At 57.9% G+C, this 13,028-nt stretch carries 12 protein-coding genes; 1 reads left to right on the top strand and 11 read right to left on the bottom strand.

Annotated elements, in window-relative coordinates:
• Positions 1-16: 16 nt before the first annotated feature.
• The 3 genes from dapF to EQM14_RS02385 form a co-directional block, all read right to left on the bottom strand.
• The gene (gene dapF, locus EQM14_RS02395; protein ID WP_330546165.1) at positions 17-877 is read right to left on the bottom strand and encodes a diaminopimelate epimerase; all 861 of its coding nucleotides are present in this window, start codon (positions 875-877) and stop codon (positions 17-19) included.
• A 78-nt stretch (positions 878-955) separates the two neighbouring features.
• Positions 956-1,990, bottom strand: a complete 1,035-nt coding sequence (locus EQM14_RS02390; RefSeq protein ID WP_128741446.1) for a threonine aldolase family protein — start codon at positions 1,988-1,990, stop codon at positions 956-958.
• 99 nt (positions 1,991-2,089) lie between these two features.
• Complete coding sequence (locus EQM14_RS02385) at positions 2,090-2,566, bottom strand: pyridoxamine 5'-phosphate oxidase family protein (protein ID WP_128741445.1); 477 nt, start codon at positions 2,564-2,566, stop codon at positions 2,090-2,092.
• 419 nt (positions 2,567-2,985) lie between these two features.
• Here EQM14_RS02385 and EQM14_RS02380 point away from each other — a divergent pair, with 419 nt between their 5' ends.
• The gene (locus EQM14_RS02380) at positions 2,986-4,491 is read left to right on the top strand and encodes an IMP dehydrogenase (RefSeq protein ID WP_128741444.1); all 1,506 of its coding nucleotides are present in this window, start codon (positions 2,986-2,988) and stop codon (positions 4,489-4,491) included.
• 98 nt (positions 4,492-4,589) lie between these two features.
• On the opposite strand, the gene EQM14_RS02375 is transcribed toward EQM14_RS02380, so the two are convergent.
• The 8 genes from EQM14_RS02375 to EQM14_RS02340 all read right to left on the bottom strand — a co-directional run bounded on the left by EQM14_RS02375 (position 4,590) and on the right by EQM14_RS02340 (position 12,937).
• Positions 4,590-5,543: a GNAT family N-acetyltransferase gene (locus EQM14_RS02375; protein WP_128741443.1), complete on the bottom strand. Its 954-nt coding sequence runs from the start codon at positions 5,541-5,543 to the stop codon at positions 4,590-4,592.
• Entirely contained in the window at positions 5,540-6,838 is a 1,299-nt protein-coding gene (gene larC, locus EQM14_RS02370; protein ID WP_128741442.1) for a nickel pincer cofactor biosynthesis protein LarC, read from the bottom strand. The genes EQM14_RS02375 and larC overlap by 4 nt, the downstream gene beginning before the upstream one ends.
• A complete protein-coding gene (gene larB, locus EQM14_RS02365; RefSeq protein ID WP_128741441.1) occupies positions 6,835-7,596 on the bottom strand; it encodes a nickel pincer cofactor biosynthesis protein LarB in 762 nt (253 codons plus the stop codon). Before larB ends, larC begins: the two co-directional genes overlap by 4 nt.
• Positions 7,575-8,354 carry an ATP-dependent sacrificial sulfur transferase LarE gene (gene larE, locus EQM14_RS02360; RefSeq protein WP_128741440.1) on the bottom strand — a complete coding sequence of 260 codons (780 nt, stop codon included), beginning with the start codon at positions 8,352-8,354 and terminating at the stop codon, positions 7,575-7,577. Before larE ends, larB begins: the two co-directional genes overlap by 22 nt.
• A 324-nt stretch (positions 8,355-8,678) precedes the next feature.
• The gene (locus EQM14_RS02355; RefSeq protein ID WP_128741439.1) at positions 8,679-9,995 is read right to left on the bottom strand and encodes a CitMHS family transporter; all 1,317 of its coding nucleotides are present in this window, start codon (positions 9,993-9,995) and stop codon (positions 8,679-8,681) included.
• A 37-nt stretch (positions 9,996-10,032) separates the two neighbouring features.
• Positions 10,033-11,235: a CaiB/BaiF CoA transferase family protein gene (locus EQM14_RS02350; protein WP_128741438.1), complete on the bottom strand. Its 1,203-nt coding sequence runs from the start codon at positions 11,233-11,235 to the stop codon at positions 10,033-10,035.
• Positions 11,236-11,237: 2 nt separating this feature from the next.
• Positions 11,238-11,567 (bottom strand): AtuA-related protein, encoded by a 330-nt coding sequence (locus EQM14_RS02345; protein WP_128741437.1) that lies wholly within the window; start codon positions 11,565-11,567, stop codon positions 11,238-11,240.
• A 2-nt stretch (positions 11,568-11,569) separates the two neighbouring features.
• A complete protein-coding gene (locus EQM14_RS02340; RefSeq protein WP_243112589.1) occupies positions 11,570-12,937 on the bottom strand; it encodes an acyclic terpene utilization AtuA family protein in 1,368 nt (455 codons plus the stop codon).
• Positions 12,938-13,028 lie beyond the last annotated feature (91 nt).

The raw sequence follows: 13,028 nt of genomic DNA, 5'->3' as shown, positions 1-13,028 counted from the left end.
ACAGTCCCTGGGCGTCTTACGGCAGCTTTGAGAGCGCGTTTAAAAACTCACCGGAAAGAGCGCCTTCACACACGCTGCTGACACTGCCGGTCATCAGGACGGACCAGTCGCCGCCGATCTTCACGGTGATCTCGCCGCCCGGCATATGGACGGTCACTTCCTCGTCCGTCAGGCCGAGCCTGTGCGCCGCGCAGGCCGCCGCGCAGCTGCTCGTCCCGGATGCCAGCGTGTAGCCCGCCCCGCGCTCCCAGATTTCGATTTTGATATTTCTGCGGTCCAAAACCTGCAAAATCTGGAGGTTGATGCGGTTCGGGAACTGCGGCGCGCCTTCCACGTCCGGGCCGAGCTCGCAGGCCAACTCCGGGGAAACGGCCCTGACCGGGATGACGCAGTGCGGGTTGCCGATGGAGACGCAGGTCGCTTTCATCCGCTTTTTCCCGAATTCCATCTCCTCACCGACTACTTCGCGGTCCGGCCCGGAGACCGGGATTTCGGAGCTCCGGAACGTGACGGTTCCCATGGAGACGCGAAGGAGACTGCCGTCCGGTTTCAGCTTCTCCACCCGCACCGGCCCGCCGAGCGTCTTCAGCTCAAAGCGGTCGGCCGCGACCAGCTTTTTATCGATCAGGTAGCGCGAAAAAATACGGATCCCGTTCCCGCTTTTTTCCGCTTCCCCGCCGTCCGGATTGTAGATTCTGAGGTCCGGCCCGGCGCCGTCCCGCGGCAGCGGACCGAGCAGGATGCCGTCCGAACCGACGCCGAAATGCCGGTCGCAGATCAGACGGATGCGCTCCGGGGTAAGTTCAAACGATATTTCGCCCGGATTCAGCACGATATAATCGTTTCCGAGCGCGTGATATTTGTGATATTGAAACATCATAATACTCCTTGTATCAATTTGTCGGCGGCATCACAGAAATCAAACGCGATTCTTTCCTTGTAAAGCTGAAACGCTTTACATTCCCCGGATATCCTTCACCAGCCGGTCCACATCCTCGTCACGGGTCGCCCAGCTGGTGCAGAAACGGACGGCGCCGTGCGTCTCGTCGATTCGTCCCGAATCGGACACTTCATAATCCCGCCGCAAAATATCGAGCGCCCTGTCCGGCAGAATCGGGAACTGCTGGTTCGTAGGAGAAGAAGAGAGAAACTTCCAGCCCTTTTCGGCGCAGGCACGGCGGATGTCCATCGCCTGCCGGTCGGCATGGGCGGCGATATCAAAATAGAGATCGTCCTCCAGCAACGCTAAAAACTGAATGCCCAGCAGACGGCCTTTCGCGAGCATGCCGCCCCTCTGCTTGAGGATGTAGCGGAAGTCTTTTTTCAGTGCCGCGCTGCGGATCACCAGCGCCTCGCCAAACAGCGCGCCGACCTTGGTGCCGCCGATGGTAAACGCGTCGCAGAGCCCGGCAAGCGAGGGAAGATCGAGATCGCAGCCCTGCGCGGCCAGGCCGTAGCCGAGACGGGCGCCGTCCACATAAAGAAGCAGTCCGTTCCTGCGGCAGACTCCGCTGATTTCGGTCAGTTCCCGTTTGGAGTAGATCGTCCCAAGCTCCGTTGAGAACGAGAGGTAGACCAGGCCCGGCTGAACCATGTGCTCATGGGTTTCGTCGCCGAAATGATCGTCGCAGGCCGCCTGAATCTGAGCGGCGGTGATTTTCCCGTCCATTCCACGCAAAGGAAGAACCTTGTGGCCGGTGGCTTCCACTGCGCCGCTCTCATGGACGTTGATATGCCCGGTATCGGCGCAGAGCGCCCCTTGATGGGGCCGCAGCGACGCGGCGATTACAATGCTGTTGACCTGGGTTCCGCCGACAGTGAATTGGATTCCGGCCTCCGGGCATCCGCATTTCTTCCGGATCAATTCGGCCGCCTGCATGCAGTAAGGATCTTCCCCATAGCCGGCCGTCTGCTCCAGATTGGTCCGGGCAAGAAGCTCCAGAACCTTCGGATGGGCGCCTTCGCTGTAATCACAGTTGAATCGGATCATAAACTCCGCCTCTTTTAAATAAATTCCTAAGTCCCGCTTTCGGCCGCGCCGTCTGGCAATAAAGCAGATGTTGTCCGAAAAAATGAAGTTTTCTCCGTTCTAAGACTTTTTCCTCTTGCCGCTGATTTGATCGGCCGGCACTTTGATCACGGTGACCAGGTCGACCATCCGGCTGTCGAATTCGAAGGCCTCCCCCGTTTCATAGTGTTTCATCAGCTGCGTCAGCGCCCGAACCTTTTCCTCCCGGTCCGTGACGAACTCGGCCGCGCCGGAAGCGATGACGCTTTCATACTCCGTGGAGCAGTCGCAGGGCCTGTCCGCTGCAATCAGGCGATGCCCGCAGTCGAACTGAAGGCATACTTTTGGATTTCGCTTGATGATATCGATCTTGCGTCCCTCGGAGGCGCAGTGAAAATAGAAAGTAACGCTGTCTCCCCTGACGTCGAAACCGAAGCTCAGAGGGACGACATAGGGACGGCCATCCTCCGCCAGTCCCATGTGGCAAACTTCGCATTGGCCGACGATCCGGACGATCTCATTCAGGTCTTTGACTTCACGGTCCCTGCGCCTCATCATGAAAACTCCCTTTCATCTAAAAACACCGACCGCGGCCACCGGATGAGCTGGCCGAATCGGTGATTGTTCCGAGCGTCGTCCAGGCGCCGCGGCTCCGGCGGCTTTTTTAAAGCGGCGGAACGGGGGAAAGCCCCGGATGCGGAGAAAGGCGCCCCTGCCTTTCGGACTGCAACTAAAAATCCTGTTATCATTATATAAGCTTCGCGGTGCCTTGTCAATTTCCACCAAAGAGGACTTCATGCCGCCCCCCGGCGGAACGTATCCCTTTACAAACCGGCGATCCGTGATATAATAATGAGAAAACCCGATGCTAGGCGGGGAAGCGTTAAAGCAGATGATCCGGCGCTTTGATTCCGGCGCGATCCTGCCGGCCGCCGCGAAAGCTGTCCAGGAACAATCAGAGATAAGGAGAAGATCAAATGGCTTATTTTTATGAAGAGCCCTGTCACACCTTCAGCGAGTATTTGCTGGTGCCGGGCTATTCCTCCGCGGAATGCGTGCCCGCAAACGTCTCGCTGCAAACGCCCGTCGTGCGTTTTAAAAAGGGCGAGCAGCCGGAGCTGAGCATGAACATTCCTCTGGTTTCCGCCGTCATGCAGTCGGTTTCCAACGACCGTATGGCGATCGCGCTGGCCAAGGAGGGAGGGATTTCCTTCCTTTACGGCTCCCAGCCCGTTGAAAAGCAGGCGGAAATGGTGGGACGCGTCAAAAGCTACAAAGCGGGCTTTGTGGTCAGCGACTCCAACATCCGGATGGACCAGACGCTCGCCGATGTCCTGGACCTGAAGGAAAAAACGGGGCACTCCACCGTGGCGGTAACGGACGACGGCACGCCGAACGGCCATCTTCTCGGCATCGTGACAAGCCGCGATTACCGCATCAGCCGCATGTCTCCCGAGGAAAAGGTCTTCACCTTCATGACGCCGATCGATAAAATCATTTATGCCGAGGAAGGCGTCAGTCTGAAGGAAGCCAATAACATCATCTGGGACAACAAGCTCAACGCCCTTCCGATCCTCGACAAAGAGCGCAGACTGGCGGCGTTCGTGTTCCGCAAGGACTATGATTCCCACAAAGGGCATCCGCTGGAGCTTTTGGATTCCCACAAGCGCTACGTGGTCGGAGCCGGCGTCAATACGCGCGACTACGAGGAACGGATTCCCGCCCTGGTAGAGGCAGGGGCGGATATCCTCTGCATCGATTCCTCCGAAGGATACACCGAATGGCAGAAGCGCACGATCGACTACGTGCGGAAGACGTACGGAAATTCGGTCAAAATCGGAGCCGGCAACGTGGTGGACCGCGACGGATTCCGCTTCCTCGCGGAGGCGGGCGCCGATTTTGTGAAGATCGGGATCGGCGGCGGTTCCATCTGCATCACGCGCGAGACCAAGGGAATCGGCCGCGGGCAGGCGACCGCCGTCATTGAGGTCGCAAAGGCACGGGACGAATATTTTGAGGAAACCGGCATCTATGTGCCGATCTGTTCCGACGGCGGCATCGTTTATGATTACCACACGACTCTCGCCCTTGCGATGGGCTGCGATTTCTGCATGCTGGGCCGCTATTTCGCCCGCTTTGACGAAAGCCCGACCAACAAGGTGATGATCAACGGCAATTACATGAAGGAATACTGGGGCGAAGGTTCCGCCCGCGCGCGCAACTGGCAGCGCTACGACCTGGGCGGCGAAAAAAAGCTGAGCTTTGAGGAAGGGGTCGACTCCTACGTCCCGTACGCAGGCAATCTGCACGACAACGTCGCCCTGACGCTGAACAAGGTCCGCTCCACCATGTGCAACTGCGGTGCGCTTTCCATTCCCGAGCTCCAGAAAAAAGCCCGCCTGACGCTGGTCTCCTCCGTCAGCATCGTGGAGGGCGGCGCCCACGACGTGCTCCTCAAAGACGATATGCATCTGATGAAATAAAGCCGCTGGCTGCGGCAAAGGGCGGGGCCGGAATTCCGGCCCCGCCCTTTTGGTGTTATTTTTGTACCCGCTGTGTCTTCCGTACGCCGACAGGCAAATTATAAATCCGCTTTAAAATAATCCATGGTTGACGTTTCGCAAAACCCGCAGGAGGTGTAAAGGTTTAAAGCTTTCGCGTTATCGGCGGCCACCTGGAGCAAAATCTTCTTTGCGTTCGCTTCTTTCAGCTTTTCGACCGCCTGAAGCAAAATGGATCGGCCGAACCCTCTTCCACGGAATTCGGGTTTCACGCCCAGCCCATAGATTCCGCCGGATCCGGACCCAAGCTCCAGGTTCACTTTGCCGACGGACCGTCCGTCTCTCTCCGCAAGCCAGATGACAAACCCTTTCTTCTCTTCCTCTTCCGGCAGGCGAATTTCCCCGGACGGGACATCCGGCCGGTCCGCGCCAGGACCGGCTTCCGATTCCGGCGCTTCGTCGGAAAAATAGACGGAATCCTGTTCGGCAATTTCGCGGGCATCCGCGTTCGTTGCTTTCCGCAGGGTTACCCCGCATAATTTCCCGCCGCCCGGCGCCTCCCAGGCCTGATTCAGAACCATTTCGTATTCGGAATGGTGATAAGCCGCCCCGATTTTCTCAATGAATTTCCGTCCGGCATCCGACTTTCTGTCGCACAGCACAAGCATGCCCGCGGAACTCCTGCGTCTTCCCTCCGCCAGAGCCAGCCGGTACAATGTGGTGAAAATCCCCCTCCGCCGCTCCTCCGGGGCCACCATGCCGGTCGCCTCCAGCGGCATTCCCGGCCCGCCGAAACTACAGATTCCAAGATAGCCGGCCAGCCTCTGACCGTCGAAGTACAGGAACTCGTTCACGTCGCGAATGGCGCTGTCCTCCGGACGATTCAAAGCGGCCGCAAGCTTGTAGTCCAGTTCCAGCTTGAGGGCGACCGGTTCCGCCCGGCCGCATCGCATTTGCAAGTCTTCAATTTGATCACGGTCTTCGGGGGTCAGCGTTTCCCTGAGCTTCAGCCAGGGCGAACAGGCAATATTCATTCAGCGTCCTCTTTTCCCTGAGCGGCGGCGGCCTGCCGGTAGACTTCGCCGAACGGAACGCCGAATTTCTCCGCTGACGCCCTCACGTCCTCATATTCCGGCTTGCTCTTCCGGATTCCGTTCCCATCGGCGTATTTTACCCTGATTCTTCCGTAAGGAGTCTCCACCGCGCCGATTGAGGTACTCAGGATGCTCCTTTGGCAAGTCGTGTATCGGACTCCCAGCGTGGTCGTATGCAGCAGCATCAGCTTTGAAATCTTCTCCCGGTCTTCCGGCCTGCACAGGCAGGTCAGCATCGACGCGGGCCGGTTCTTCTTCATCTGGATCGGCGTGACAAAGACGTCCAGCGCCCCGCTTTTCATCAAAAGCTCCGACGTATACCCGATCGCCTCCGGCGTCATGTCGTCGAGGTTGCAGCTGATTTCCGCGACCTCATCCTGCCGGCCGTCCGCCTCGCCCAAAAATGCCCGGATGCAGTTCGCGGCTTCAAAATCCTTGGACCCCATGCCGCAGCCGATCCGATCGACCCGCATCGGCTGCATTTCTCCAAACCGTCCCACAAAATGGCGCAGAAGCGCGGCTCCGGTCGGCGTGCACAGCTCGCCCCGGATCCTGCCGCCGTAAATTGGCACGCCCTTCAGAATACAGGCCGTGGCGGGAGCCGGAACCGGCAGGATCCCGTGCGCGCACCGAACAAATCCGGAACCGACATGCACCGGGGAAGCCGAAATGTCCCGAACGCCCAGCATGTGAATCAAAAGGCAGCAGCCGACTACATCCGCGACGGCATCCATTGAGCCGACCTCGTGGAAATGGATCTGGTCCATGGGAACGCCGTGCACCTTCGATTCCGCCTCCCCGATCCGGGCATATACCGCCAGCGCGTCGGATTTCACCTGATCGGGCAGGTCAAGCGCGCCGATCAGCCCGCGGACATCCTCATAGCTGAAATGATGGTGTCCATGGCCATGGCTGTGGTCATGGCCGGAATGCCCGTGAGGATGATGCCCGTGATCCCCGTCCCCGTGGTGATGTTCCTCCTCTACGGCGGAAATTTCCTCTCCGGCCTCCATGGGAACATCCTGCACCGTTTCCTCTTCGCCGTTGACTGAAACTTTGATGTGGCTGCCCGCGATGCCGCATTTTACCGCCGGCATACATTCGACCCTGACGCCGGGAATGCCAAGGCCGTTCATCCGGTCCAGAAATTTTTGCCGGTCGGGCAGCAGTTCCAGAAGCGCGGCCATCAGCATATCGCCGGCCGCCCCCATATTGCATTCCAGATAAAGTTTCATTCCTGGTTCCCTCCGATGTGATTGATTAAACTGGCGAGATAACCCGCCCCGAAACCATTGTCGATATTGACGACGCTCACGTTGCCCGCGCAGGAGTTGAGCATGGAAAGCAGGGCGGAAAGGCCGCTGAAATTCGCCCCGTAGCCGATGCTGGTTGGGACGGCGAGAACAGGGCACGCGACCAGCCCGCCGATCACGGTGGCAAGGGCCCCCTCCATTCCGGCGACGGCAACGATGACCCGGGCGCTCATGAGAATGTCCATTTTGGAAAGCAGGCGCTGCAGTCCCGCCACGCCGACGTCATAGAGCCGCTGCACGCGGTTTCCCAGCGCCTCGGCGGTGACGGCCGCTTCCTCCGCCACTGGGATATCGCTTGTCCCCCCCGTTGCGATGACGACCGTGCCGGATGCGGTGATCTCGCTCTTCCGCCCGCAGATCCCGATGCGCGACACCGGATCGTAATCAATCGGCACCCTTTTGCTGACCTCGCCGGCTTTTTCCGGCGTCAGGCGCGTGATGAGGATGTTGTGGTCCCCGTGCTCCTTCAGGGCGGCGACAATGCCGCCGATCTGGTCCGCCGTCTTTCCGGCTCCGTAAACGACCTCCGGCACTCCGTGCCTGAGCTCCCGGTGGTGGTCAACTTTTGCGTATCCCAAATCTTCAAACGGTTCCATCCTGAGCTCCAGAAGCGCCTCCTGCGGCGTGATTTTCCCGCGGCTCACCCTGTTCAGAATTTCTAAAGTCCGCTGCTGTTCCATATTTTATCCTCCGTTTTTCTCGGGCTCAGGTCCAGCAGGACGGCGTCGAAATTCGACTCGAGTGCCGACACGATTTCCGCCCGCCGCTCCATCGCGATTTGAAATTGTTCCCCGGGAAGCTGTAATTTCGCCGCGCCGTTGAAATACCGCACGCGGAAATCGAAAAAACCCATCGCAAAAAGGGATTCTTCGGCGCGTTCGATCTTTTGCAGCAACGGCGCTGTGATTTCCGTTCCGGCCGGAATGCGTGTGGCAAGACAGGCGTAAGCCGGCTTGTCCCCGGTAAAAAGTCCCGCCTCCCTCGAAAGCCTCCGGATCTCCGGCTTCGTCAGCCCGCATTCGCGCAGCGGCGAACGGACGCCAAGCTCCCGAAGCGCCTTTATGCCGGGGCGGTCGCCCGCATCGTCGGAAGCGTTTGTGCCGTCGCACAGAAGTTCGCATCCGTCGGAGCGGCTCAGTTCCCGAAGGCGGGTAAAAAGGGCTCGTTTGCAAAAATAACAGCGGTCCGGCGGATTTTTTCTGACATCCGGGTCCTGCAAAATATCAAAGCCGACCACCGTCAGTGTGAGGCCGAGCGGCTCCGCGACCCTGCGCGCGTCGTCCAGCTCGAACTGAGGCTGGAACGGCGACTTGACCAGATAGGGGCGGACGTCGCATCCCGCGGCTTTGGCGGCGTACAACAGATAGGAGGAATCCGTCCCGCCGGAAAACGCCAGGGCAAAGCGGGGATTCTGTTTCAGGAATTCATTCAGTTTCATTCCAATCTTTCTTTCCCTCTCAGAAGTTGCGGAAATACAAAAAGCCCGGCAAAGAGTGGCATCTTTGACCGGGTTCATCCCAGAATTAAATTCATGCGATGCAAGGCAAGGCCTTCATGGCCTTTAAAATTATTATTATCATATCATTGTTTTTGTTCCGAGTCAAGGAAATGCCCTCTCAAAATGAACGGCGGCCGCTTCCCGCTGATCCGGAAAAAATCCTCCTGTCACACGCAAACAAGCCTGTGACAGGAGAAAAATTCTCCCTGTGCTCCGCCAAGGTCCGGGCTGCCGGAGGGATTTTTCGCTTTGTGGCAAGCGTATTTACAGAGTAATCGCCCCGGTGATGACTGCGACCAAAAGGATAACAAGAGAGACCGCATACGCCCATGGGAACGTTTTTTTCTGATGTTCCCCAAGGTCGATCTCCCCTAAGCCGATCAGGAGAAAGGTCGACGGGGTCAGCGGCGACAGCGGGAATCCGATCGTCATTTGACCGGCGATCGACGCCCTTGCAACCAGCGCGGGATTCAAGCCGATCTTCTGCACGGCGGAAGCCAGCACCGGCATCACTCCGAAGTAGTAGGAATCCGGATCAAAGAGCAGGCTGGCCGGCATGGCGATCAAACCGATAATGAGAGGGATCTTGCTTCCCAGCGACTGCGGGATGATGTGCACCAGGCTGGTTGCCATTGCATCCAGCATCCCGGAGCCGCCCATGATCCCGATAAAGGAACCGGCGGCGAAAAGGACGCTTGCCATCATCAGCGCGGCTTCCGCATGGGAATTGATGATTTTGCCCTGCAGCTTGATATCGGGATAGTTGACGACCATCGCGATCACAAGCGCGATCATGAAAGTCGGCGCGGGCGGAAGCAAAGAGGAAACCATAACCGCAACGGTAACCAGAATCAGGATAATATTGAAGACGAACAGTTTGGGACGGGCCAAATCGCCGGCATTGCCGGAAAGAGCTTTCGCCGCCTGCGCTTCTTCGAGCGACACATCCCCGGCCGGAGTCCCGGACGCCAGGCGTTTCCTCTCCTTCTTTCCGAGATAGACGGAAATCGCAAAGACGCTCAGCAGTCCGCACAGCATGGGAACCAGCATCGGCGTGAAGACCTGGTCCAGCGAAGAATGCAAAGCGCTTACGGCCCGGATCGTGGGCCCGCCCCAGGGCAGCATGTTCATGGTGCCCGCCGCCAGCGCGCAAAGGGTGGTTAAAATCCAGGGACGCATGCCCAGCTTTTTGTAAAGCGGCAGCAGCGCCGGAATCGTAATAAGAAAAGTTGTCGCCCCGGAACCGTCCAAATGGGTCACGCAGGTCAGCACAACCGTTCCGACGCAGATTTTGACCGGATCGTTTTTCGCGATTTTCAAAATTCCTTTTACGATCGGGTCAAACGCGCCCGCATCCGACATGGTGGTGAAAAACAGGACCGCGAAAATGAACATCACGCCGGTCGCGACGACGCTCTTCATTCCGTCGACGCTGTATGTACCGATTTTATCCGCGTGCCCCGCAATGATACAGGCCAGGATCGGCACCGCGATCAGGCAGGTTAAGGTGGATGCTTTTTTGCTTAAAATCAGGAAAAGAATCACTAAGATGGTTAAAAAGCCAAGAAGTCCCAGCGGCATGATTTTCTCCTCCCCATAATTTAGTAAAACAGAAGGACTATAAAACTCCTTTTTCCGTCAGCAATGAAATCTGCCGGTCGCTGTAATCAAGCAGTCCGTGCAGGATCTCCCGGTTATGCTGTCCGAGCGCCGGCGCGGGGGTGCGGACGCCCGGCTTGGTATCCATCAGTTTGATCGCGTCGCCGTTGACCGTGATGTCCCCGATGGCCGGATCGTGCAGCGGAACAAACATTTCCCGCGCCCCCGCGATATGTTCATCGTTCAGAATTGCTTTGATATCCAGGATCGGCCCGGCCGGAACGCCCTTCGAGAGCACCAGGTCGACCGCGTCCCGAACGGTGAAGTCCTTGAAAAAGTCCTCTATGACCGTTTGAAGGTCATCCTGGTTCCGGATGCGGAGCGGCAGGTCGAGAAAACGCGGGTCTTCGATCAGGTCCGGCCTGTTTAAGATCTCCCTGCACAGAATCTCGTACAGCTTCTGGTTGCCGCAGGCGAGGATAAAATAGCCGTCCTTCGCCTTGAACGTGTCGTAGGGGGAAACCGCGGCATAACGGTTGCCCAGCCGTTTCGGAATTTCACCGGAAGCAAGGTATCGCTCTCCCGTATTTTCCAGCGCCGCCACGACCGAATCCACCAGGGACACGTCCACGCGCTGCCCCCGCCCGGTGAGCGTGCGCGCGTTGACCGCGGCCAAAATCCCGATGGCCACATTCAGTCCGCCGAGGATATCGCCCATGGCGTTTCCCGCGCGGGTCGGGGGATCATCCGGCTGGCCCGTGATGCTCATCAGGCCGCCCATTCCCTGCGAGATGATGTCGTAGCCCGGGCGCTGCGAATACGGGCCGTAGCAGCCGAACCCGGAAACGGCGGCGTAAATGACGCGGGGATTGATCTTTTTCAGCTCTTCGTATCCCAGGCCGAGCTTATCCATGACGCCGGGACGGTAATTTTCGATCACGACGTCGGCCTTTTTCGTCAGCTCCTTAAAAATCTCCCTTCCTTCCTCCGATTTCAGATTCAGGGTAATCCCCCTTTTGTTCCGGTTGATATTGGCGAAATAAAGGCTTTTCCCGTTTTTGAAAGGAGGATAGGAGCGGGTGTCGTCCCCGCGCTTCGGTATCTCGATTTTAATCACATTGGCGCCCATGTCGGCCAGCATCATGGTGCAGAACGGCCCCGCCAGGACGCGCGTCAGGTCGAGCACCGTCAAATTTTCCAGCGCACCTGTCAAAGATTCCATGGTTACACCTCTTCGTCGCCGACGTGAATTTTCATCCGCATGAAAGCGGAGCCCATGGATTTGCCAAGGCTGTCGAGCCGGAGGGAAAGGGTCGCCCCGCCGCCGAGAGCGTGTTTCATGACAAAGTTGAAGCCGTTCAGAGAGGGCACCTCGTAACGGGTGACGCTTCCTTTCACCATGCCGCCGAAGTATTCGCGGACTTTTTCCACCGTGACCTCGCGCTTGATGATCGCATAGTATTCCGGTTTGCGGGCAAAGACGCAGACGTTGCTTGTGTCGCCCTTGTCGCCGCTGCGCCCGTGCGCGATCTCCTTCAGATAAATTTCCTTCATGGTCATTTCACCTCCACAATGCGGGACGTCAGTTTCACTGCGTCGCGCGGGATCAGCGTCGGCCACAGGCCGATGACCTCCTGGACATGGGAGCGGCCGCCGAAGAAACTGGCGCCCGGAGGGCCGTTGAGCTGCAGCGGGGAAATCTCCGGAATGATCTTTGCGGCTTCCGATTTTTCCTTCGTCCGGATCGCGATCCTCAGCACGACTTCATTCTGGTTTTTGATCAGGTCCCCGCTCATGTCGGCCACGCCGAGATGCAGCGCGTTCAGCCCGACATAACTCACGTTCACGTCCTCGTATTTCATCCCCTTGCGCTCCATCTTTTTTCTCAGGATCTCAGCCGCATACTGCGCCTTTTCATAGGCGTCCGGCCACGCAAAGCTCAAATAGGTGACGACTTTGTATCCGGCGTGATAGCCGATGCTGAGCTTGAGCGTATCGGGGCGGGGTTTGCCGTGAACATTCCCGACGCGGACCCGGTTCTCCCCGGCCTGCGTCAAAGTGGCATGGCTGATGTCGACATTGACGTCCGGGGTAATGTAGTTGGCCGGATCGTGAACCTCGTAGAGGAACTGTTCCTTCACGGACTGTTCGCAGATGACGCCGCCGCAGCCCGGCGCTTTCGTAACGATAAAATCGTCGTTGCCGATTTCAGCGATCGGGAAGCCGAGCTGATCCATGTCGGGCACGCCGCGCCAGTCGTACTGATAATTTCCTCCCGCGCCCTGGCCGCCGCATTCCAGCAAATGGCCGGCCATGATGCCCCTGGACAGATTCTCCCAGTCGTCCGCCCTCCATCCGAGCTCATGCACGCACGGGGCGAGAAACAGGGCGGAGTCCGCCGCGCGTCCGGTCACCGTCACGTCCGCGCCCCCCTCCAGGCATTCCACGATCGGTTCATGGCCGAAATACACGTTGGCGTTGAGAATGTCGCCCTGAATGTCCTTAAAGTCGCCGACATCGTCGATGTTCTTGAAATCGACCCCCTGCCGGAGCAGCTCCGGAATCTGGGACTTCATGTCGTCGCCCTGCACGTATCCGATCTTGTAGCCGTGCATTCCCTGCCGTTCGGCCACCTGCCTGATCGCGTTTACGGCGCCTTCGATGTTCATCCCGCCCGCGTTTGATATGATGCGGATCTTTCTGTCGAACGCCTCCTTCCCGCATTGGTCCAGCAGGCCGATAAAATCTCCTGCATAGCCGCGCTCCGGATTTTTCAGCTTCTGCCGTTCCATAATGGAAAGCGTCAGCTCCGCCAGGTAATCGCAGGCCATATAATTGATGTTGCTCTTCTTCACCATATGTATCGCAGCATCATTGCTGTCGCCCCAGAATCCCTGGCCACCCCCAACGATAACTTTATTCAACAAAATACCTCCTTTAATGTATAATATTAATAGAGTATCGTTATAGTATAACGATACTCTCTATATTAGTTTACTATTTAACAAATGTCAA

The organism is Caproiciproducens sp. NJN-50, assembly GCF_004103755.1.
Taxonomy (GTDB): domain Bacteria; phylum Bacillota; class Clostridia; order Oscillospirales; family Acutalibacteraceae; genus Caproicibacter.
The sequence above is the reverse complement of the archived record's forward strand: the minus strand, read 5'-3'. Positions and strand labels throughout refer to the sequence as shown.